This window comes from Micromonospora sp. NPDC049060 (genome assembly GCF_040649055.1).
In the GTDB taxonomy this organism is placed as follows: Bacteria; Actinomycetota; Actinomycetes; order Mycobacteriales; family Micromonosporaceae; genus Micromonospora; species Micromonospora reichwaldensis.
The window spans coordinates 1-21,070 of the sequence record NZ_JBEZEV010000104.1; the positions used below are offsets into that span (position 1 = coordinate 1).

20 protein-coding genes are annotated in these 21,070 nt (G+C 74.9%); 13 read left to right on the top strand and 7 right to left on the bottom strand.

All coding sequences use genetic code 11. The annotated features are described in order from the left end of the window. Positions 1-179 precede the first annotated feature (179 nt). From AB0B83_RS26570 to AB0B83_RS26585, 4 genes are all read left to right on the top strand, one after another. Positions 180-680, top strand: a complete 501-nt coding sequence (locus AB0B83_RS26570; RefSeq protein ID WP_357580444.1) for a SigE family RNA polymerase sigma factor — start codon at positions 180-182, stop codon at positions 678-680. Beyond that, on the top strand, positions 677-1,429 hold the full coding sequence (locus AB0B83_RS26575; RefSeq protein WP_357580445.1) for a hypothetical protein: 753 nt from the start codon (positions 677-679) through the stop codon (positions 1,427-1,429). Before AB0B83_RS26570 ends, AB0B83_RS26575 begins: the two co-directional genes overlap by 4 nt. 472 nt (positions 1,430-1,901) lie before the next feature. Beyond that, complete coding sequence (locus AB0B83_RS26580) at positions 1,902-2,504, top strand: TetR/AcrR family transcriptional regulator (protein WP_132233198.1); 603 nt, start codon at positions 1,902-1,904, stop codon at positions 2,502-2,504. A gap of 91 nt (positions 2,505-2,595) precedes the next feature. Next, a complete protein-coding gene (locus tag AB0B83_RS26585; RefSeq protein WP_357580446.1) occupies positions 2,596-3,171 on the top strand; it encodes a TIGR03086 family metal-binding protein in 576 nt (191 codons plus the stop codon). Between the two features lie 57 nt (positions 3,172-3,228). Here AB0B83_RS26585 and AB0B83_RS26590 read toward each other — a convergent pair whose 3' ends face one another. Further along, positions 3,229-4,407 (bottom strand): alkane 1-monooxygenase, encoded by a 1,179-nt coding sequence (locus tag AB0B83_RS26590; protein WP_357580447.1) that lies wholly within the window; start codon positions 4,405-4,407, stop codon positions 3,229-3,231. 289 nt (positions 4,408-4,696) lie between these two features. Between AB0B83_RS26590 and AB0B83_RS26595 the strand changes: the two genes are divergently transcribed. After that, positions 4,697-7,600 (top strand): M36 family metallopeptidase, encoded by a 2,904-nt coding sequence (locus AB0B83_RS26595; protein WP_357580448.1) that lies wholly within the window; start codon positions 4,697-4,699, stop codon positions 7,598-7,600. A 128-nt stretch (positions 7,601-7,728) separates the two neighbouring features. Here the strand turns inward: AB0B83_RS26595 and AB0B83_RS26600 are convergent, their stop codons facing one another. Next, a complete protein-coding gene (locus tag AB0B83_RS26600; RefSeq protein ID WP_357580449.1) occupies positions 7,729-8,625 on the bottom strand; it encodes a hypothetical protein in 897 nt (298 codons plus the stop codon). Between the two features lie 311 nt (positions 8,626-8,936). On the opposite strand from AB0B83_RS26600, the gene AB0B83_RS26605 reads away from it, so the two are divergent. From AB0B83_RS26605 to AB0B83_RS26620, 4 genes are all read left to right on the top strand, one after another. Then, positions 8,937-9,605, top strand: a complete 669-nt coding sequence (locus AB0B83_RS26605; protein ID WP_357580450.1) for a 50S ribosomal protein L11 methyltransferase — start codon at positions 8,937-8,939, stop codon at positions 9,603-9,605. 9 nt (positions 9,606-9,614) lie between these two features. Beyond that, positions 9,615-10,778, top strand: a complete 1,164-nt coding sequence (locus AB0B83_RS26610) for a cytochrome P450 (protein ID WP_357580451.1) — start codon at positions 9,615-9,617, stop codon at positions 10,776-10,778. Between the two features lie 581 nt (positions 10,779-11,359). Further along, the gene (locus tag AB0B83_RS26615) at positions 11,360-12,292 is read left to right on the top strand and encodes an ATP-binding cassette domain-containing protein (RefSeq protein WP_357580452.1); all 933 of its coding nucleotides are present in this window, start codon (positions 11,360-11,362) and stop codon (positions 12,290-12,292) included. Then, positions 12,289-13,041: an ABC transporter permease subunit gene (locus AB0B83_RS26620; protein ID WP_357580453.1), complete on the top strand. Its 753-nt coding sequence runs from the start codon at positions 12,289-12,291 to the stop codon at positions 13,039-13,041. The genes AB0B83_RS26615 and AB0B83_RS26620 overlap by 4 nt, the downstream gene beginning before the upstream one ends. Before the next feature lie 22 nt (positions 13,042-13,063). On the opposite strand, the gene AB0B83_RS26625 is transcribed toward AB0B83_RS26620, so the two are convergent. Genes AB0B83_RS26625 through AB0B83_RS26640 form a run of 4 tightly spaced genes read right to left on the bottom strand, consistent with a single transcriptional unit; the run spans position 13,064 to position 17,327 of the window. Continuing rightward, positions 13,064-13,741 carry a response regulator transcription factor gene (locus tag AB0B83_RS26625; protein ID WP_357580454.1) on the bottom strand — a complete coding sequence of 226 codons (678 nt, stop codon included), beginning with the start codon at positions 13,739-13,741 and terminating at the stop codon, positions 13,064-13,066. Next, the gene (locus AB0B83_RS26630) at positions 13,738-15,411 is read right to left on the bottom strand and encodes a histidine kinase (RefSeq protein WP_357580455.1); all 1,674 of its coding nucleotides are present in this window, start codon (positions 15,409-15,411) and stop codon (positions 13,738-13,740) included. Before AB0B83_RS26630 ends, AB0B83_RS26625 begins: the two co-directional genes overlap by 4 nt. 54 nt (positions 15,412-15,465) lie before the next feature. Next, entirely contained in the window at positions 15,466-16,194 is a 729-nt protein-coding gene (gene bioD, locus AB0B83_RS26635) for a dethiobiotin synthase (RefSeq protein WP_357580456.1), read from the bottom strand. Further along, on the bottom strand, positions 16,191-17,327 hold the full coding sequence (locus AB0B83_RS26640; protein ID WP_357580457.1) for an 8-amino-7-oxononanoate synthase: 1,137 nt from the start codon (positions 17,325-17,327) through the stop codon (positions 16,191-16,193). Before AB0B83_RS26640 ends, bioD begins: the two co-directional genes overlap by 4 nt. Before the next feature lie 154 nt (positions 17,328-17,481). Between AB0B83_RS26640 and bioB the strand changes: the two genes are divergently transcribed. Genes bioB through AB0B83_RS26655 form a run of 3 tightly spaced genes read left to right on the top strand, consistent with a single transcriptional unit; the run spans position 17,482 to position 19,218 of the window. Next, on the top strand, positions 17,482-18,477 hold the full coding sequence (bioB, locus tag AB0B83_RS26645) for a biotin synthase BioB (RefSeq protein ID WP_132233178.1): 996 nt from the start codon (positions 17,482-17,484) through the stop codon (positions 18,475-18,477). An 8-nt stretch (positions 18,478-18,485) separates the two neighbouring features. After that, positions 18,486-18,707, top strand: a complete 222-nt coding sequence (locus AB0B83_RS26650) for a hypothetical protein (RefSeq protein WP_357580458.1) — start codon at positions 18,486-18,488, stop codon at positions 18,705-18,707. Between the two features lie 4 nt (positions 18,708-18,711). Further along, positions 18,712-19,218, top strand: coding sequence for a GNAT family protein (locus AB0B83_RS26655; protein WP_357580459.1), 507 nt, complete (start codon positions 18,712-18,714; stop codon positions 19,216-19,218). Between the two features lie 183 nt (positions 19,219-19,401). Here AB0B83_RS26655 and AB0B83_RS26660 read toward each other — a convergent pair whose 3' ends face one another. After that, entirely contained in the window at positions 19,402-19,926 is a 525-nt protein-coding gene (locus AB0B83_RS26660) for a DUF488 domain-containing protein (RefSeq protein ID WP_357580460.1), read from the bottom strand. A gap of 92 nt (positions 19,927-20,018) precedes the next feature. Here AB0B83_RS26660 and AB0B83_RS26665 point away from each other — a divergent pair, with 92 nt between their 5' ends. Then, positions 20,019-20,978 (top strand): hypothetical protein, encoded by a 960-nt coding sequence (locus AB0B83_RS26665; protein WP_357580461.1) that lies wholly within the window; start codon positions 20,019-20,021, stop codon positions 20,976-20,978. Positions 20,979-21,070: the final 92 nt, after the last annotated feature.

Genomic DNA, 21,070 nt, shown 5'->3' on the forward strand with positions numbered 1-21,070 from the left:
TCCCGGTTGACCCCTGTTGAATTCGAGACCATCATGCACGCACCGGCCAGTCAGGCCGCGTGACTACACCTGTCACCTGCCGGTGCAGCAGACCCCTCAGGTTGAACATCCAGCCAGCTGCTGCGAAGAAAACATGGGACCGATGCAACATTCCTGGAGCCTCGTCGTGTAGTCATAGTGTGAAGGTGTCACCATTCCCACCGGACGGTTCCGGGTTCGAGGCGTTCGTACAACAGAGCGCTGCGGGGCTCCTGCGTCTTGGCAACGTCCTGACGCTGAACCGGGCCGCGGCGGAGGACCTCGCCCAGGAGACTCTCATTCGCGTCGGGCTCGCGTGGTCGAGGCTGCGCTCAGACGGCAATCCCGCCGGCTATGCCCAGCGCACCATGGTCAATCTTTTCCTCAACGAGCGACGACGTCGCAGGCCCATGCCAACTGACAGGATACCGGAGACCGGGTGCGATGATCCCGCACTGGCTGCGGTTGACTCAACAGCTGCAGTCCGACAAATCCTTGCGAGCCTGCCGCCGAAGCAGCAGGCGGCGATCGCACTGCGATACCTGGCTGATCTGCCGAACGACGAGATTGCCCGCCTACTGGGCTGCACCCCAGCGACGGTGCGGTCTCAGCTCTCCCGAGGCTTGTCCAACCTCCGCGCGACTATGACAGTAGAAGGGTGACTTTGATGGCCGAAAACCCCGCCGACGAACTAGCCATCCTGGTTAAGGAGGACTTCACTCTTCCAGTCACTGACGCATTCATCACCAAAGTGCATCGAGGCGTACGCAGACGTCGGATGCTACGTGCCGTAGCAGCAGGCGGCGCAGTGACCGCGACAGCCATTGTTGCTACCTTGGTGGTCATGCTGGCAGGACCCACCCGCCTCGCGTCTCCTCCTGGCTCGATCACTGATTCGATCGCTGCCCCTTCGCCGACCGCAGGTGCGGACTCGATCCATCAGCCGTTGGATGGCTACCGTGTTACCTTCGTGCCTGATGGGCTTCAAGTTGGTGTTTCTGGGAACGGGTCTGCCAGCTACGCAGTGTCGAAGGACCAGCTGCACAACGACGGCTCCGCGCCCGCGTCCGAACATCCGACCGCCGCAACGACGCTACGCACGTACGTGCTGCCCAATGGGAGTAATCGGCTCAGCATCTCTGTGCTACGCCCGGAACGGACGACAGCTAAGGCTGATCGGGTACAGGTAACTGAGTGGTTGACCGGATGGGCCATCAAAGGCGCCGAGGTGATCGCTAGATACGAGCTCCCGGCCGGCCGAGCCCAACTCACGAGATTTGTGGGCTCCGAGGTTATAGCCCACAATGTGGTGATCACGACGCCGGACGGTGCGGTTATCGTCATCAGCGGAAACGGGGCTGTGCCGGTCGCGGACTTGAAGGCAGTTGCCGCAGGCATCCTGCCCCAGTGACCAACTCCAGTACGGGTAGCCCGGGACAGCGGCCGCTGTCGGTTGCGGCGGTGTTTAATTCGTGCGCGTTTGTCGGTGCCGACCGACGCCGCCGCCCGAGACCACTACCAGTCATGATCTTGGCGGCGTACCGGGGTGATCAGAGACGCCAGGACACGTCGGACTTCGCCGAGGTGTCAGCGCGGGAGCTTTCGGTCTCGTGATCTTCCCGGTGCAAGCTAAGCCTCGATCCACCGATGAGGTTCGGGCTGATGGGACCCCTGGAATACCTTCCTGCCACCACCTGCGGCGGAACGGTGACGTCCCGCCCGCCGGCTACGCTTCCTAGGAGGATGGACCGGACTCGTCACGCAGCCGCAGCCGCAGCGACCGGGATCCGCCCCGGGAAACTGTCCGGCTTCCGACTCCGGCGGGCAGAAAGGACCGTGATCCGTAACTGCCCGTGTTCGACTGGATGGGCTACGGTAACGGCGTGACGAGACGTGCGGCGGAGATCCGCCTGGATGCCCTGCTGCGCACGGCCTGTGACGTGATCGTGGAACGCGGTCTGGCCAACACCCGCACGGCCGACGTGGCACAGGCCGCCGGGGTGAGCCAGGCGCTGGTCTTCTACCACTTCGCCACGAAGGACCGACTGCTCGCGCAGGCGTTCGCCTACGCGGTGGAGCAGGATCTGGCCCGCCTGGACGCGGTGATGCGCTCCAGCGCCCCGCCCCTGACCAAGCTCCGCCGGATCGTCCGGCTCTACACGCCGGCGGGCCGGGCGACCTCCTGGGCCATGTGGATCGACGGCTGGGCGGAGTCGCTGCGTACCCCGGAGTTGGAGAAGCTCTCCCGCCGGCTCGACCTGCGCTGGCGCGAGGACCTGGCCACGGTCATCTCGGACGGGGTCCGCGACGGCACCTTCGAGTGCGCCGACCCGTCCGGGGCGGCGTGGCGGATCAGCGCGGTGATGGACGGGCTGGCGGTGCAGCTCGCGGTGCACGACCGGGTGATCTCCCGCCGGCAGTTCGCCGAGTGGGTGCGCCTGCTCACCGCCCGCGAGCTGGGGCTCGACCCGGCGCAGCTGGACTGAGCCGGGCCCGGCCGGCGCGGCCGGCGCTCCGTCCGCCCGCGAAGCCGGCAAAACGGCTCGGCTCCTCGAGGCAGCCGGAACAATCGTCGGCATGGACCCGCTGGAGACGTACCGCCGCAGCCTGGCCGAGTTCACCGACCGGGTGGCGCAGGTCGGCCCCGACCAGTGGTCGGACCCGACCCCGTGCCCCGACTGGGACGTCCGGACGCTTGTCAACCACGTGGTGGGCGAGGACCGGTGGAGCGTCGCGCTGCTCGCGGGGCGGACGATCGAGCAGGTCGGCGACCGCTACGACGGCGACGTGCTCGGCCCGGACCCGGCCGGCTCGGCCCGGGAGGCGGCGGGGCAGGCCGAGCTGGCCTTCACCCACCCGGGGGCGCTGGAGCGCACCGTCGGGCTCTCCTCCGGCGAGACACCCGCCGACGAGTACCTGCACCAACTGACGGCGGAGCACCTGATCCACGGCTGGGACCTCGCCGTGGCGATCGGCGCGGACCCCCGGCTGGACGCCGACGCGGTCGCCGCGTGCGCGCAGTGGTTCGCTCAGCGGATCGGCGACTACCAGCGGGGCAAACTGGTCCGGCCGGAGGTCGACGTGCCGGCGCGGGCAGACGAGCAGGACCGCCTCGTCGCCGCCTTCGGCCGCGACCCCGACTGGGCGCCGTGAGGGACCGGACCGGACGCGGCGGGAGTCGCGCGGCGGGCCGGGACGCGGACCCGGTCGTCAGGCGGCCGCCGGGCCACGTCGACGGCGCTTCCGCAGCCGGCGCAGGGCCGGCGGGTGGACGTTGGCCAGCGTCAGGTCCCCGCCGTAGTGGGCGAGCACCCGGTGGTCCATCAGCCGGCGCCACACCGGCGGCACCAGTGCGGCCAGCACCATCGTGGCGTAGCCGGCGGGCAGCTGCGGGGAGGACTCGAAGGTGCGCAGCGTCTGGTAGCGGCGCAGCGGGTTGGCGTGGTGGTCGCTGTGCCGCTGGAGCTGGAAGAGGAAGATGTTGGTCACGCTGCGGTCGCTGTTCCAGCTGTGCCGGGGGTCGACCTTCTCGTAGCGCCCGGCGGGGGTGCGCTGCCGCGCCAACCCGTAGTGCTCCAGGTAGTTGACCACCTCGAGCAGGGAGAACCCGACCACCGCCTGGAGCGCCAGGAACGGCAGTACGCCCGGGCCGAGGGCGACGGCCAGCGCCGCGTAGAGCGCGAGGGTCATCGCGAACGCGTTGAGCACGTCGTTGCGCCACGTCCACGGGCTGCGGCCCCGCAGGCGGAGCCGGGCGGCCTCCAGCCGCCACGCCGAGCGCAGGCTGCCTGAGACGGTACGCGGCCAGAACGCCCAGAAGCTCTCCCCCAGCCGGGCGCTGGCCGGGTCCTCCGGCGTGGCGACGCGGGTGTGGTGGCCCCGGTTGTGCTCGACGTGGAAGTGCCCGTACGCGGCCGGCGCGAGAGCCACCTTGGACAGCCAGCGCTCCACCGTCTCCCGCTTGTGGCCCAGCTCGTGGGCGGTGTTGATGGCGATGCCGTCGACCACACCCATCGTGGCGACCAGGCCGGCCGCCCCGGCCACCGTCAGGTCGCCCCGGACCCAGACCGCGCAGCAGAGCACCAGGCCGGCGTACTGGGCGGGCAGGTAGAGGTAGGTCAGCCAGCGGTAGTAGCCGTCGGCGGCCAGCCGGGGCACCGCCTCGTCGGGCGGGTTGCGCCGGTCCTCGCCGACCAGCAGGTCGACCACCGGGATCAGGACGAACACGGCGGCGGGGGTGAGCCACCAGGCCCAGGCGTCGCCGGTGGCCCGCCAGGTCGCCCAGCCGACGAACGGCAGCGTCGGGACGAGCAGCGCCAGCGGCCACCAGGGCCGGCGGGTGTCCCGCCACCCGGCGGCGGTGGCGGGCGCTGTGGGGTCGAGGGCCATGGCCGGCCTCCGCTCTGTCGCGGTCCTCCCTCGACTGTGACAGCCGTCACGTCCGTGTACAAGGGACTGTTTTTGTCGAAACCAGCGCGGGGAGGGGGCGACGCTCCGGCATCCGCGAGGGCTCCCGCGACGCGCCGGGCCGCCTTGAGTAGGCGCGACCCTTGTCCCCACCCAGGCGGGCTGATATCCACAGATGCGCATGCGTTACCGCGCTGCGCGGGCCGGCGGAAGGCCGGCCACCCCGCTCCCACGAGGAGGTCCCGTGGCACAACCGGAGTGGACACCCTGGATGAGTCGGCGTCGTCGCCGGCTCATCCCCGTCCTGGCGGCGACCGCGGTGGCGGCCGCGCTGCTGCCCACCGGACCCACCGCAGCCGCCCCCACCGGCGGCGCCTCCGCCGAGCGGCGCTCCGGCCCGTTCGCCGAGGGGCAGCACCAGCACGCCGACGTCGACAACCGCCCCGGTACCGCCGCCCCCGACGCGCGGCAGCGGGGCCTGGCGCGCAGGGCCGACCCGGACGCCCGCTGGAACCGGCTCGGCACCCCGCACGCGCTCGGCCCCGGCAGCGCGCCCCTCGCCACCGGACTGCCCGCCGAGCCGGAGGCGGCCGCCCGCGCGTACCTCACCGGGCACCAGGACCTCTTCGGCCTGGACGCCGCGGCGGTCGACGCGATGGACCGGGTGCTGGTCCGCCCGGTCGGCGCCGGCGCGGTCGTCACCCTCCGGCAGCGCTTCGGCGACCTGCCGGCCGGGCACGACGGCCTGGTCACCGTCGCGGTCGCCGGCGGCAAGGTCCTCGCGGTCAGCTCCTCGCTGTCCCGGGACACCGACGCGCCGACGCCGGCCACCCTCACCGACGAGCAGGCGTACGCTGCGGCGCGCGCCGACGCCGGCCTGACCGCCGAGGCGGTACGCAGCCACAGCGTCCGCGCCGTCGCCGTGCCCACCCCGCTCGACGGGCCCCGCGCCGCCTACGAGGTGACCCTGATCGGCGCCAACACCGACCACCCGGCGGCGTTCACCACCTACGTCGACGGGATCACCGGGCAGGTGCTGGTCCGCGAGGACCTGGTCGACTTCGACTCGGACAACCCGAGCTGGGCGGTTTTCCCGGCCACCCCGCCGCGCGACCTCGGCCCCGGGCAGGACCCCCGGGTGCGCTGGTGCGGCGACCCGGCGCCGGGCTGCCAGGCGGCCTTCCGCGACCCGGCGACCGGCCAGCCCTGGGACGTCGACGCGGCCACCGGCACGCCGACCGGCACCGCCCGCGGCAACTCCGCCAACACCGTGCTGTCCTGGGGCGGCGGCACGCCGGCCGTACCGGCCACGCCCAGCCCGGAGCGCCGCTACGAGTACCCGTTCACCGACCAGTGGCACCAGGCCCGCTGCAACCCGGAGGTGTTCACCTCGGCGCAGCGCAACGACGGCGACGCCGCGATCGCCAACCTGTTCGCCATGCACAACCGGATGCACGACTGGGCCTGGCACCTGGGCTTCACGGAGGCGACCTGGAACCTCCAGGCGGTCAACCTGACCCCGCAGGGCCTGGGCGGCGACGCCGAGCAGGGCCGCGCCCAGCAGGGTGCGCTGAGCGGCAACCGCAACAACGCCAACCAGGGCACGCCGCGCGACGGCCTGCCGCCGACCACCAACATGTACCTGTGGCAGCCGCAGGCCGGCGGTCCGTACCCGCCCTGCGTGGACGGCGACTACGACATGACGGTGATCGGGCACGAGTACACCCACGCCATCACCAACCGCATGATCGCCGGCCCGGACAGCGGCATCAGCGGGCACCAGGGCGGCTCGATGGGCGAGTCGTGGAGCGACCTGCTCGCCGCCGAGTACCTGTTCCAGCACGGGCTGCGCGCCCCCGGCGAGACGCCCTACGTCACCGGCGGCTACGTCACCGGCAACCTGGTCAGCGGCATCCGCAACCACGACTTCAGCCGCAGCCCGCTGAACTACTCCGACGTCGGCTACAACACCGGCGGTCCGGCCGTGCACGCCGACGGCGAGATCTGGAGCGCCACCAACTTCCGGGTGCGCGCCGCGATGATGAAGCGCTACGGCGTCGGCACCCCGCAGCGGCAGCTCGACTGCGCGCGCGGCACGGTGGCGGTGGAGCAGTGCCCGGGCAACCGGCGCTGGTCGCAGCTGGTCTTCGACTCGTTCCTGCTCCAGGCCGCCAGCCAGGTGAGCATGCTCGACATGCGGGACAACATGCTCACCGCCGACCTGCTGCGCTTCGGCGGCGCCAACCAGGACCTGCTCTGGGCCGAGTTCGCCCGCTCCGGAATGGGCCGCGACGCCGCCACCAACGGCGCCGCCGACACGGACCCGACGCCGAGCTTCGCCGCCCCGGGCGCCGACAACGCCGTGCTCACCCTGCGCCCGAAGGGCGACAGCGCAGACGCGCCGATCCGCGTGTACGTCGGGGCGTACGAGGCGCGGGCGGTGCCCGTGGCCGACACCGACCCCGCCACCGCCCTGCCGGACACCGTCGAGCTGGTGCCCGGCACGTACCAGTTGCTCGCCGTCGCGCCCGGCTTCGGCCACCAGCGGCTGACCGTGATCGCCAAGGCCGGCAAGCAGGGGTACGTCGACCTGCGGATGAGCCGGAACCTGGCGTCCACGGCGTCCGGCGCGACGGTCACCGGTGACGGCGTCAACCTGGACCGCATCGCCGACGACACCGAGGCCACCAACTGGGCCTCCCTGGACGGGGTGGCCGGGCGGCAGGTGACCGTGGCGCTGCCCGGGGACGCGCCGCAGGTCGTGAAGCGGGTGAACGTCAGCGCCATGCTGCGCCCGGCGATCGCCGGCGACGCCGACGCGGGCGGCCAGAACGCCCTCAGCGCGCTGCGCTCGTTCGCGGTGTCGGCGTGCAACGCGAAGACGACCGACTGCGCGGATCCGGCGAACTGGCGGCGGATCCACACCAGCGCGCCGGACGCGTTCCCGGGCGGCGCGTACCGGGCGTACGTGCCGGACATCAACCTGCGCGAGTTCGCGGTGCCGACCACGCTGGCCACCCACCTGCGGTTGGAGGTGCTGGCCAGTCAGTGCACCGGCGGCCCCGCGTACGCCGGTGAGCAGGACGACGACCCGGCGACCACCACCGACTGCGCGACGGCCAGCCCGGCGCGTACGCAGGTGCGCATCGCCGAGTTCCAGGCGTTCTCGAAGTGACCGCCCGTCGGGGCCGGTCGGCGTGCCGGCCGGCCCCGACGGACCACCTCCGGCCGTCGACCCGGGCGGACCGCCGCCGGGCACGCGTCCCCGTGCCTCCGCCGGACAGTCGTACCTGTGGCCCTCGGTCAGCGGCGCGCCGCCCGCCACCGTCCGGGCACGACGGCCCGTTCCCAGCGCCGGTCCGGCCCGACGTCGTCGTCCGCGCCGGCCGCCCGGGTCAGGTGACGCAGCCGCAGCAGCAGGCCGAGGCCGAGCGAGAGCAGCAGCCCACCGAGCAGGAACGCTGCCTGCACGATCCCGAACCCACCGGCCCTCGCCACCGGCCGCCCCGTGCCGGCCGCCGGCGATGCCCCGGCGGCCACCGGTTCGTCGGTCGCCAAGTCGTCAGTCACCGGCTCGTCAGTCCCCGGCTCGTCGGTGGCGGGCGACGCCCCCGGCTCCGCCGCTCGCCCGGTCTCCCCGGCCGGTCCGGTCGTGTCCGCCGGGGCAGGGCGGGACTCCGGCTCCTCGGGCGCGGCCGTCCGCGCGGCCGACCCGACCACCGACCGCGTCGCCGTCTGTCGGGACAGCAGCCGCAGGTTCGCGTCGTACGCCTCCGCCGCCAGCGTGATCCGCCCCCGGGTGACGTCTCCGGCGAAGGCCAACCGGTAGCGGGCGGTGACCGTCCGCCCGGGGCAGAGCGTGCCCGGGTCGAGCCGGCGATCGGTCAGCCGGGCCACGTCCCCGTCGGCGCGGATGTCCAGCGGGAACGAGCCGGTCTCCTCGACCCGGTCCACCCTGACCTGGTCGAGCCGCATCCCGCGCACCCGCAGCACCATCGACCAGCGGACCTTGACGCAGCCGCCGTCGTCGCGGGAGACCACGGCGGAGACGGTCTCCACCCGGCCCCCGGCGGTGAACTCGTCCGGCAGGCCGCTCAACTCGGTGGCGAAGGCCGCCTGCGCGGGCGCGGGCAGACCCGCCCCGGTCAGGCAGCCGAGCACCAACCCGGCCCGTAGCGCGTACCGCCACACGGTCGCCACCGTTCCCACCTCCCGTCGGTCGCCGCCAACCCGCAACGCTGCCAGCGCCGCCGGCCGGCCGGTAGACGGGCGTGTTCGCACCGGTCGCCAAGCGCGGGGGCCGATTTCACCGACGGTGGTGAACCGGTCACCCCCTCCCCGCGACACGCCCGGCCCCGACGACCGCGCGGCGGCGACCGGCCGAGGGGTGACCGCGCGACGGCGACCGGCTTGCGGCGGCCGGTCGGGGCGGCCCTCGACCGGCCGCCGATCGGGGGCGATCCGGGGTGGCGCCGGTCGGCGGGTTCGGGTGGCGGGGGACAATCGCCGGCGTGTCCGACCTCTCCGCCGCCTTCGTCCGCCTGCACGCCAGTCTCTCCCCGGTCGCCTTCGTCCCCGAGGTGCGGCTGCACCAGGCGGACGACGCCATCGGCCTGTGGGAGCTGACGGAGGGCGAGTTCCGCAGCGCGCAGCCGCCGCCGTTCTGGGCCTTCGCGTGGGCCGGCGGGCAGGCGCTGGCCCGGTATGTCACCGACCACCCGGAACTGGTCGCCGGCCGCCGGGTGCTGGACCTCGCCGCGGGCTCCGGCCTGGTCGCCATCGCCGCCGCGCGGGCCGGTGCCGCCGCCGTGCGCGCCGTGGAGATCGACGAGCTGGCCGTCGCGGCCGTCGCGGTCAACGCCGAGGCCAACGGGGTACGCGTCGACGCCGAACTCGGCGACGTCCTCGACGGCGACGCCGGTGGGGCCGAGGTGGTGCTCGCCGGGGACGTGTTCTACAGCCAGGCGATGGCCAACCGGGTGCTGCGCTTCCTGCTCCGGGCCGCCCGCGCCGGGGCCCAGGTGCTGGTCGGCGACCCCGGCCGGGCCTTCCTGCCCCACGACCGCTTCGACGAGCTGGCCGTCTACGACGTGCCGGTGCCCGAGACGCTGGAGAGCGTACGGGTGAAGCGCACCACGGTGTGGCAGTTGCGGGCGGGGCTGCCGGGGGCGGGCCGCTAGCGTGTCGGCGTGCTGTTCCGGAGCTGGGCGCAGACCGCCGACGCGCACTGGCCGGACGTGGCCCGGGTACGCGACCACGTGGGGGTCGCGCACCTGGTCGTGACCCGGCACGCCCTGGTCCGTGAGGTGCTCACCGATCCGGCGACGTACCGGCCGGACAACGCGCTGGACGCGGTGACCCCGATCCCGGTGGCCGCGCTGCGGGTGCTGGCCGGGCACCGGTTCCGGCTGCCGCCGACCCTGGCGAACAACGGTGGCGCCAGCCACCCGGCGATCCGGGCGATCGTCGCCGACGCCCTGCACCCGACGCGGGTCGCCGCGCAGCGGCCCTGGCTTACCGACCTGGTCCGGGAGCGCGTCGGCGGGATCGCCGCCACCCTGGACGCCGGCGGGTCGGTGGACCTGTACGCCCAGCTCGCCGCCGACCTGCCGCTGCTGGTGCTGGCCCGGCTGGTCGAGCTGCCGGACGCGCCGGTCGGCGCGGTGAAGGCGTTCGCCCGCGCCGCGCTGGAACTGTTCTGGGCGCCCCTGGACGCCGACCGGCAGCAGGCCCTCGCCGCCGAGGTGGGCCGCTTCCACCGGGTGCTGCGGGAGTTCGCCGCGACCGGGGGCGGGCTGGCCGGGTCGCTGCGGGCCGCCGGGCACCCGCCCGACGTGGTGGTGGGCGCGCTGTTCTTCCTGCTGGTGGCCGGCCAGGAGACCACCTCGCAGTTCCTCACCCTGCTGCTGCACCGGCTGACCGGCGAGCCGGCCGTGCTGGCCGGCCTGCGCGACGGCACCGTCCCGGTCGCCGACGTCGTCGAGGAGGGGCTGCGGCTGGAGCCGCCGATCGTCACCTGGCGGCGGGTGGCGGCGGTGGACACCACGCTGGGCGGGACGGCGGTGCCGGCGGGCACCAGCATCGTGCTCTGGCTGGCCCGCGCCGGCCGCGACCCGGCCACCGTCGACGCGCCGGACGAGTTCCGACCCGGGCAGCGCGGCTCCCGCCGGCACCTGGCCTTCGGGGCGGGCGTGCACCGCTGCGTCGGCGACCAGTTGGCCCGGATGGAGGCGGCCGTGGTGGTCACGGAGACCGCCCCGCTGCTGGACGGCGTCAGCGTGCTCCGCCCGCCGTGGTGCCCGGACAACCTGACCTTCCGGATGCCCGACGCGTTCGTCGTCCGCCGCCGCTGACCGGCCCGCCAACGCCAGTACCGCACCGGCCCGGGGTGAGGTGCTCTCCGGGAGTGCCCGCCAACGGACACACCCCCGCTCGGTGTGCGGCACCCGGCTCGATGTGCGGCACCCGGCTCGATGTGCGGCACGCGGCTCGGTGATCAGGACGCCATGGACCTTTGCCGGCGGTTTTAAGGTCCATGGCGTCCTGATCACCACCGGTCACCACCGGCGAGGCGGCACCGGGGGCTGCGTTGGCGGGCGGTGAGCGCGTCGCGGCGGCGGCCTGTGCGGGAGAGGTGGCGGCCGTGTGAGAGCGGCGGCGACCCGTGTGGGAGAGATGGCAGCCGTGTGAGAGCGGCGGCAGCCCGCGTGGGAGGACGGCGGGCACGCGTCCCGCCGGCGCCGGCGAGGCGGCAGCCCACGTGAGAGGCGGCAGCCGTGTGAGAACGGCGGCGATCCGCATGGGAGAGGCGGCAGCCTTGTGGGAGAGGTGGCGGCCCGTGTGGAGAGGTGGTGGCGGGACTCGACGAAAGTCAGTGGACGGTGGTGCCGTTCGGGCGCGGCCGGGGCGGGGGTTCCGGACCTAGCGTCGGCGCATGATCACATTACGTGGGTTGACGAAGCGGTTCGGGGGCACGACCGCCGTCGACGCGCTGACCGTCGACATCGGGCCGGGGCGGGTCACCGGGTTCCTCGGTCCGAACGGCGCGGGCAAGTCCACCACCATGCGGATGATCCTCGGGCTGGACCGGCCCACCGCCGGGCAGGCGCTCGTGCGCGGGCGGGCGTACCGGGAGCTGCGGCGCCCGCTGCGCGAGGTCGGCGCGCTGCTCGACGCCCGGGCCGTCCATCCCGCCCGCTCGGGTCGGGCGCACCTGCTCGCGATGGCCCGCAGCAACGGGATACCGGACCGCCGGGTGGACGAGGTGCTCGCCACGGTGGGGCTGGACGCCCGTGCCGCCGCCAAGCCGGGCCGCACCCTCTCCCTCGGCATGGGCCAGCGGCTCGGCATCGCCGGGGCGCTGCTCGGCGACCCGCCGGTGCTGATGTTCGACGAGCCGGTCAACGGCCTCGACCCGGACGGGGTGCGCTGGGTCCGGCAGCTGATGCGCTCCCTGGCCGACGAGGGCCGGACGGTCTTCGTCTCCAGCCACCTGATGACCGAGATGCAGCTCACCGCCGACCGGCTGGTGGTGATCGGCCGGGGTCGCCTGCTCGCCGACGCCCCGATCGACGAGGTCATCGCCGGCAGCGCGGTGGCCGTGCGCGTACGCAGCCCGCAGCCGGCCGGCCTCGCCGCCCTCGCCGGGCGTCTCACCGCCGCCGGGGCCGCCGTCGAGCCGGCCGGCCCCGACGAGCTGACCGTCACGGGCGCCACCGTCGAGCGGATCGGCGACGTGGCGTACGAGCTGGGAGTGCGGCTGCACGAGCTCAGCCCGCACGGGGCCTCCCTGGAACAGGCCTTCATGGAACTGACCGCCGACAGCGTCGAGTACGCCGGCACCCCGACCGTGAGCGAGGCACGATGAACACGATCTCCGCCGAGTGGACCAAGTTGTGGTCCGTGCGTTCCACCTGGTGGTCCTTGCTGGCCGGGGTGCTGCTGATGGCCGCCACCGCCGGTCAGCTTGCCATCTACGCCGCCAACGCGAACACCAACGACGACCCGGCCGACGACGCCGGGATCGTCACCGTCGGCAGCATCGTGATCGGCTCGGTCGAGCTGACCCAGTACGCCGTGCTGGCGCTGGGCCTGCTCGTGATCACCAGCGAGTTCACCAGCGGCACGATCCGTACCACCTTGCAGTGCACGCCGTCGCGCGGCCGGGTGCTGCTGGCCAAGGCCGTGGTGACCGGGGCGGTGACGTTCGCGCTCGGGCTGCTGCTCGGCGCGGTCGGCGCGCTGGTGGCACGGCCGGTGCTCGGCCGCTGGGGCGCCGCGCCGGCGGGCGGCACCGTCGGCGACGTCCTGGCGGTGGCGACCTACCTGGCGCTGGTCGGCGTGCTGGCCCTCGGGCTCGGCGCGGCCCTGCGCAGCGCGGTGCTCACCTTGACCGTGCTCGTCGCCACGCTGATGATCGTTCCGCTGTCGTTGCAGGAGCCGGACATCGCCGTGCTGAACCGGATCGCCGACGCCTTCCCGGGGGTCGCCGGCGGGCACTTCCTGGCCGGGGACACCGACCCGTACCCGGCGCCGGTCGGGTTCCTCCTGCTCGCCGGCTGGGCCGGCGCGGCACTGCTGCTGGGCCGCGCCGCGCTGCGCCGCCGCGACGCGTGAGCCGGGCGCGGGGTGGGGCGGGTCAGCCGGTCGGCTCGACCAGCCCCGCCTCGTACGCGAGGATCGCCGCCTGCACCCGGTTACGCACCTCGAGGCGGGTGAAGACGCTCGTCAGGTAGCTCTTCACGGTCCCCTCGACCAGGTGCAGCCGGCGGGCGATCTCGGCGTTGGACAGGCCCGCCCCGACCAGCGCGAGCACCTCCCGCTCCCGCTCGGTCAGCCCCGCCAGCCGGTCCCGGGCCACCGGCCGGCGGGCCAGCCGGTCACCGCCCAGCTCGATGACCCGACGCGCCACCTGCGGTGACAGGTACGCGCCGCCGTCGGCGACGGCGTGCACCCCGGCGATCAACTCGCGTGGGTCGCCGGCCTTGAGCAGAAATCCGCTCGCCCCGTGCCCGAGCGCCCGGGCGACGTGGTCGTCCTCGCCGAACGTGGTCAGCATGAGCGTCGCCGTCTCCGGCACGAGCCGGCGGATCTCGGCGGCGGCGGTGAGCCCGTCCAGCCTCGGCATCCGGATGTCCAGCAGCGCCACCCGGGGCCGGTGCGCCCGGACGAGTTCCACCGCGGCCCGGCCGTCCCCGGCCTCGGCCACCACCTCGATGCCCGGATCGGTGGCCAGGATCGCCCGGACGCCCGCCCGGATCATCGCCTCGTCGTCGGCGAGGACGACCCGCACCGGGCCGGCCGTGTCGGCGTTCATCCGTCGATCCGCTCCTTGCTGACCAGCCGGCCCTCGACGAAGCAGAGCCGCCACGTCGGCTGGGCCAGGGGGAAGTTGCCGTCGGTGTAGTGCTCGCAGCCGGGACGCGCCGTCCCGGCGGGCGGGGCCGACTGCCGTCGGGGCAGCCCGGTCAGCTCGGCGCGCTGCGCGCCCACGGGCATCCGCGCGAAGGCCCGGTCGTCGAGGACCGTACCGGCGGTGGCGACCGGGTAGTAGACGAGGGAGAGGACCAGCGCGAGGCCCGCCGGGGCGCCGAGCGCCGTCAGCAGGCTGCGCCGGACCCGCCGGCGGGCGTCGCGCAGCCGCCGCTCGGCCTCGCCCGGCCGATCCCCCGGCGCCCCACCGTCCGACGCGTCGGCGCCCGCACCCGGGGCGACCGGAAGCCCCGGCCCGTCCGCCTCGCCCGCCGACCAGCCACCCGCCGGCCGCCAGCCGCTGGCGGGGCCGGAGTCGCCTCCACCCGACGGGAGCGCGTCGGCGACCGCCCGGGCCGCCGCCGGCAGGCGGGCACGGACGGCGAAGCCGCCACCGTCCTGGTGACCGGTCGTCAGGACGCCGCCGGCGAGCCGGACCCGCTCGGCGAGGGCGAGCAGGCCGGAACCGGTGGACGGCGGGCCGGGCAGTGGGCCCGCCGGTGGTGGGTCGTTGACGACGGCCACGTCGATCCGGTCGCCGTCGGCGGCCAGCACGACGCTGACCGACGCGCCGGGGGCGTACCGGGCGGCGTTGGTCAGCGCCTCGCGGACCACCCGGTGCGCGGCGTACGCGGCCATCGGCGGCAGCTGCGCGAGGGCCTGCGCGCCGTCCAGCCGCACCGCCATGCCCGCCTCCCGGGCCCCGTCGACCAGCTCGGTGACGCTCTCGTCGGCCGGCCGGGTGGTCGCCGCGCCGTCCGGCTCCCGGAGTACCCCGATGATCCTGTGCAGCCGCTCGGTGGCGACGCCGACGCTGGCCCGCAGCTCCGCGGCGGCAGCCCGGTGTCGGGGAGCCAGGTCGTCGGCCACCTCCAGGGCGGCGGCGCGCAGGGCGATCAGGCTCAGGTCGTGCCCGAGCGAGTCGTGCATCTCCTGGGCGATGCGGGCCCGTTCCCGCAGTCGGACCCGCTCCGCGGTGCCCCGCCGCTCGCGCTCCCGCGCCTCGGCGTGCCGGCGGCCGGCTTCGGTCAGGGCGGCCTGCTGCCGCCGGTACCGCCCGACGAGCCACGGGAACACCCCGGCGAAGAGCAGCACCGAGGCGAGCAGGAACCAGGTGGCCGCGCCGGTGCCGAGCAGCCCCAGGTTGAGCGCCGTGCCGCCGGCCGCGAGCACGGCGAAGGCGACGGCGGCCGTACGGGCGGTGGCGCTGCGGCGACCGGTCAGATAACTGAACACCGGGATCGCGAAGAGGAAGTTGCCGTCCAGCAACGACCCGAGCACCACCCCGACCAGGGCGACCACCGGCCAACGCCGGCTCACCGCGACCGCCACCGCGAGCAGCAGCAGCGCGCCGGCCAGCCGGGCGGTGGCCGGCCCCGAGTGCGGCGGGGTGACGAGCGCGTACGCGATCGGGGCAGCGGTCGTCGCCCACAGGAGCAGGTCGCCGAGCCGCCGCCGGACGACCTCCCGGGACCGCACCGCGCCGCCCACCCGGACGGACCACCAGTTCCCCACGGCGGTCAGGCTACCCACGCCCGACCTGCGCCGGCACCGACGAAAGTCAGGTGCTCAGCTGATCTCCTCGGCCCACGCGCGCCAGTCGTCGAGCACCCCGTACAGGGCGGGGGTGAGCCAGCCCGACGCGGACCGGCGGAAGACCCCCGGATCCATCGCCCCGGTCCCGGCCGGCAGGGCGCCCATCAGCCTCGGCACCAGGTCGGTCAGGTTGGCCCAGTGCACCAGCTCCGGCGCCGCCGGCCAGGCGCCGACCACCACGCCCGCCGGCACCCCCCGACGTTCCAGGGCCTCCAGCGTCAACGCGGTGTGGTTCAGGGTGCCCAGGCCGGCCCGGGTCACCACCACGGCCGGGCAGCCCAGCGCCACCGCCAGGTCCGCCACCGTCCAGGGCTTCCCCTCCGGCCACAGCCCCATCGGTACGAGCAGGCCGCCCGCGCCCTCGACGAGCACCAGGTCGTGCTTGTCGGCCTCCTCGCCGACCGCGTCGACAACGGTGTCCAGCTCCAGCGGCTCCAGCTGGGCGACCCGGGCCGCCGCCAGCGGGGCGAGCGGATCGGGGAAGCTGGCCAGCGTCCGGCCGGTCAGCGGGGCGGCCAGCCGGTTGACCGCGTCGACGTCGCCCGGCTCGCCGCCGGCCGTACCCGTCTGGGCGGGCTTGACCACCGCGACCCGCAGACCGGCCGCCTGCGCGGCGGCCGCGATCGCCGCGGTGACCACCGTCTTGCCGACGTCGGTGTCGGTGCCGGTCACCAGCACCGGCCCACGCCACGGCCCGGTCATGGTGCTGCCTCCACGATGGTCTCCAGGGCCCGCTCGAAGTCCGCCCGGGGGATGCCGGCGCCGATGGTCAGCCGCAGCCGGGACCGGCCGTCCGGCGTGGACGGGGGCCGGAAACAGCCGACGGCCACTCCCCGGTCGCGGCAGTCGGCCGCCCAGGCGCTCGCCGCCTCGGGGCCGGGGGCGGTGACCGAGACGACCGCGCCGTCGGGGGCGGAGACCGCCAGCCCGGCGGCGCCCAGCCGGCGGACGACCAGGGCGGCCCGCTCGGCCAGTTCCGCGCGCAGGTCGTCGCCGTCGCGGGCCAGCCCGACGGCGGCGTGCACGCCCGCGCCCACGGCCGGGGGCAGCGCGGTGTCGAAGATGAAGGTCCGGCCGGTCTCGATCACGTGCCGGACGAACTCCGCCGGCCCGGCGACCACCCCGCCCGCGCCGCCGAGGGCCTTGGAGAGGGTGGCGGTGACGACCACGTCGGGCTGGCCGGCGAGGCCGGCGGCGGCGACACCCCCGGCGCCGGCCGGGCCGGTCACGCCGAGGGCGTGCGCGTCGTCGACCAGCAGCAGCGCGCCGTGCTCCCGGGCGACGGCGTGCAGCCGGGCCAGCGGGGCGAGGTCGCCGTCGACGGAGAAAACCGACTCGGTGACGACCACCGCCGGCCGGCCGGGCGCGGCGGCGAGCGCGGCGGCCACCGCCGCGACGTCGGCGTGCGGGGTCACCACGGTCTCCGCGCCCGAGATCCGGCAGCCGTCGATCAGGGAGGCGTGGTTGTGGGCGTCGGAGACGAGCAGCGTACGGGGCCGCACCAGCGCCCGGACCGCCCCGAGGTTGGCCAGGTAGCCGGAGGAGAAGACGAGTGCCCGTTCGGCGCCGAGCCAGTCGGCGAGGGCGTCCTCGAGCGCGTGGTGGGCGTCGGTGGAGCCCCGCACCAGCCGCGACCCGGTGGCCCCCAGCCCGTACGCCGACAGCGCCCGCGCCGCCGCGGCGGTGACCTCGGGGTGGGTGGCCAGGCCGAGGTAGTCGTTGCCGGCCAGGTCGACCACGGCGTCGCCGGCGGCCCGCGGTCGCAGCCGGCGGGTCAGTCCCGCCTTCGCGCGCAGTTCGGCGCGGCGGTCGAGCGCCGCCAGCCAGTCCGCCACCGTCACCCCCACGCCGCCCGGCCGGCCGCCGTCGGCCGCTTCCGCCGGGCGAAATTACCACCCGCCGGCCAGCGCCCGGCGTGTCCACCCCGGCGTCCGGGTGCCGACACGCGGGCCGTTCATCCCGGCCAGGTGGCCTTGTAGGGTACGAGCCATGCCAGAGATCCTCGACCAGGCCCGAACCCAGGTGCTGGAGAACGGCGTCGGTCTCGACGAGGCCGGCGTCCTCGCCGTGCTGAACCTGCCCGACGAGCAGCTGCCCGCCGCCCTCCAGCTCGCCCACGAGGTGCGGATGCGGTGGTGCGGGCCCGAGGTGGAGGTCGAGGGGATCGTCTCGCTGAAGACCGGCGGGTGCCCGGAGGACTGCCACTTCTGCTCGCAGTCGGGCCTGTTCACCTCCCCGGTCCGGTCGGTCTGGCTGGACATCCCCTCGCTGGTCGAGGCGGCGAAGCAGACCGCGGCGACCGGGGCGACGGAGTTCTGCATCGTGGCGGCCGTGCGCGGCCCGGACGCCCGGCTGATGAAGCAGATGCGCGAGGGCGTCGCCGCGATCAAGGCCGAGGTCGACATCCAGGTCGCCGCGTCGCTGGGCATGCTCAGCAAGGAGCAGGTCGACGAGCTGGTCGACATGGGCGTGCACCGCTACAACCACAACCTGGAGACCTGCCGCTCCTACTTCCCCAACGTGGTCACCACGCACTCCTGGGAGGAGCGCTGGGAGACCCTGCGGATGGTCCGCGAATCCGGCATGGAGGTCTGCTGCGGCGGCATCCTCGGCCTGGGCGAGACGGTGGAGCAGCGGGCCGAGTTCGCCGCGCAGCTCGCCGAGCTGGACCCGCACGAGGTGCCGCTGAACTTCCTCAACCCCCGCCCCGGCACCCCGCTGGGCGACCGGCCGGTGGTGGAGGGCAAGGACGCGCTGCGCGCCATCGCCGCCTTCCGGCTGGCCATGCCGCGCACCATCCTGCGGTACGCGGGCGGCCGGGAGATCACCCTCGGTGACCTGGGCACCCGCGACGGTCTCCTCGGCGGCATCAACGCGGTCATCGTCGGCAACTACCTGACCACGCTGGGCCGGCCGGCGACGGCCGACCTGGAGCTGCTCGACGACCTGAAGATGCCGGTCAAGGCGCTCTCCGCGACGCTGTGAGCGCCGCGGTGACGACGAGTGACGCGGCGACGGCGGCCGGCGGGACGTCGGCCGCCTGGTGCGACCGCTGCGGCGAGGCCGTGGCGGCCGGGTCGCACGACGGGTGCGCGGCGGCCCGGGAGCTGGAGCCGCCGCGCTTCTGCGCGCACTGCCGCCGCCGGATGAAGGTGCAGGTGCTGCCGGTCGGCTGGGCGGCGGTCTGCGTCGAGCACGGCGAGATCCGGGGCTGAGGGGATGCTGCGCGGCCGGGCGGTGACCCTGCGGCCGGCGGGCGCCGGGGACGTGCCGGCGCTCGCCGCGATCCGGGCCAACCCGGAGGTCCGGCGCTGGTGGCGCGGCGGCGACGACCTGGTCGCCGCCGTCCGGGCCGACCTCGCCGACGAGGCCCTGACGGTGTACGCGATCGAGCACGACGGCCGGGTGGTCGGCGCGATCCAGTGGTACGCCGAGGACGACCCCGACTACCGGCACGCCAGCATGGACGTCTTCCTCGACCCGGCGGTACGCGGCGCCGGGCTCGGCGGGGACGCGATCCGCACCCTGGTCCGGCACCTGATCGACGAGCACGGCCACCACCGGTTCACCATCGACCCGGCGGCGGCGAACACGGCGGCCGTCCGGGCGTACGCGAAGGTCGGCTTCCGCCCCGTCGGGGTGCTGCGCCGCTACGAGCGCGGCGAGGACGGGCGCTGGCACGACGGGCTGCTGATGGACCTGCTCGCCGACGACCTGGCCGACTGAGCCGGACGCCCGCCCCGGAACGCGGTCAGCCGTTCCCGCCCGTCGGTCAGCCGCGCCACCCGCAATCAGCCGCGCCACCCGTCGGTCAACTGTCCTGCCCGTCGGTCGGCCGCGCCACCCGCAGTCAGCTGTCCCGCCCGTCGGTCAACTGTCCCGTCCGTCAGCCGGACGGACGGCCGGCCGTCAGCCGTCCCAGACGAGGTCGCCGTCGGGCAGCCGGCGGGCGCCGTCGGCGGGGCGGTGCGGGGCGAGCCGGCCGTCGGGCATCAGGTGGGACACCGGCACGTCGTGCCCCAGCACGGCGACGTCGGCGATCAGCCGCCGGTGGCAGCGCCACCAGACGCTCTCGCTGCACATCACCGCCGTGGTCCGGACCGCCGCGTCCGCCAGCACCGCCTCCAGCGCCGCCCGGAAGTCGGCGGTACGGGTGTACGCCGCGTACGCCCGGAAGGCGGCCACGGTCCACCAGGTGTCCGGCTCGTCGGTGCCGGCCGGGGTGTGCCGCCGCCCGCCGAGGCGCTGTTCCCAGCGGTAGTCCACGCCGGCCGCCGGCAGCCAGCGGGCCAGTTCCTCCCGGCGTACGTCGGGGTTGGTCCGGCTGGCCGGGAACCGCCGCACGTCCACGACGAGCGCGACCCCGGCCCCCGTCAGCAGCTCGCCCAGCCGCTCCCGGTCCGCCGCCCCGTGCCCCACCGTCAGCAGTGTCACGCCGTGGGGAATGCCCCGAATCCCGGGCGGCTACCGCCCGGGATCCCCGCGCGGGGCGGCGGGCGGGGCGGCCGGCGGCGAGGGTGGGACGGGTGCACCCCGACCTCCCGGCCGACGAGGCCGACGCGCTCGACTGGCTGGCGTTCGAGCAGGCCGGCGTCGTCACCACCGCCCAGGCGATCCGTACGCTGACCGAGGGCACCGTACGCGGACGCGTGCGCTCCGGGCGGTGGCGCGCGATCTGCCGGGGCGTCGTGCTGATGGGCAACGGCCGGCTGACCCGGGACCAGCAGCTGTGGGTCGCCGTCCTCGCCGCGGGCTCCGGTGCTGTCCTGGCCGGCCCGACGGCTGCCGCCGAGGCGGGCGTACGCGGACTGCGGCGTGAGCCGCTGCACGTGCTCGTGCCGGCGCACCGGCGGGCGGGGCGCACCGTGCTGGGCCGGCTGCCGATCGACATGCCGGCGGTCGTCGTGCACCGCGCGTCGGTGCTGCCAGCGGCACACCTCCAGCTCGCCCGGCCGCCGCGCACCACCACCGCCCGGGCACTGGTGGACGCGGCCGGCTGGGCCCGCACCGTCGACGAGGCGCAGGCGGTGCTGGCGGCCGGCTGTCAGCAGCGACGGGTCACACCGGCGGAGTTGTCGGCGGTGCTGGACGCGCTGCCCCGGGCCCGTCGGAGGGCGTTGATCCGGCAGACCGTGGCGGACATCGCGGGTGGCGCTGAGGCGCTCTCGGAGATCGATTTCGTCCGGCTCTGCCGCCGCCACGGCCTGCCCGCGCCTCACCTTCAGCAGCGGCGCGTCGACGCCTCCGGGCGGACACGGTGGCTCGACGCGTACTGGCGGGAGTGGGGGTTGCATGTCGAGATCGACGGCGCGCACCACATGGACGTCCGGCACTGGGCGGTCGACATGCGTCGCCAGAACGACGTCTGGACCTCGGGGGACCGCATCCTGCGCTTCCCGGCGTGGCTGATCCGCGCCCGCCCCGACGAGGTGGCCGACTCCCTCCGCCGCGCTTTGCTCGCGGCCGGCTGGCACCCCGAGGCGTGAATCTTGGACAGTTGCCGTCCGCGAAGCCGCCGCAGCCGGAGCCTCCTCGACCTCCTCCGGCTGGACCACCTCGCGACCCTCCACCATGGCGT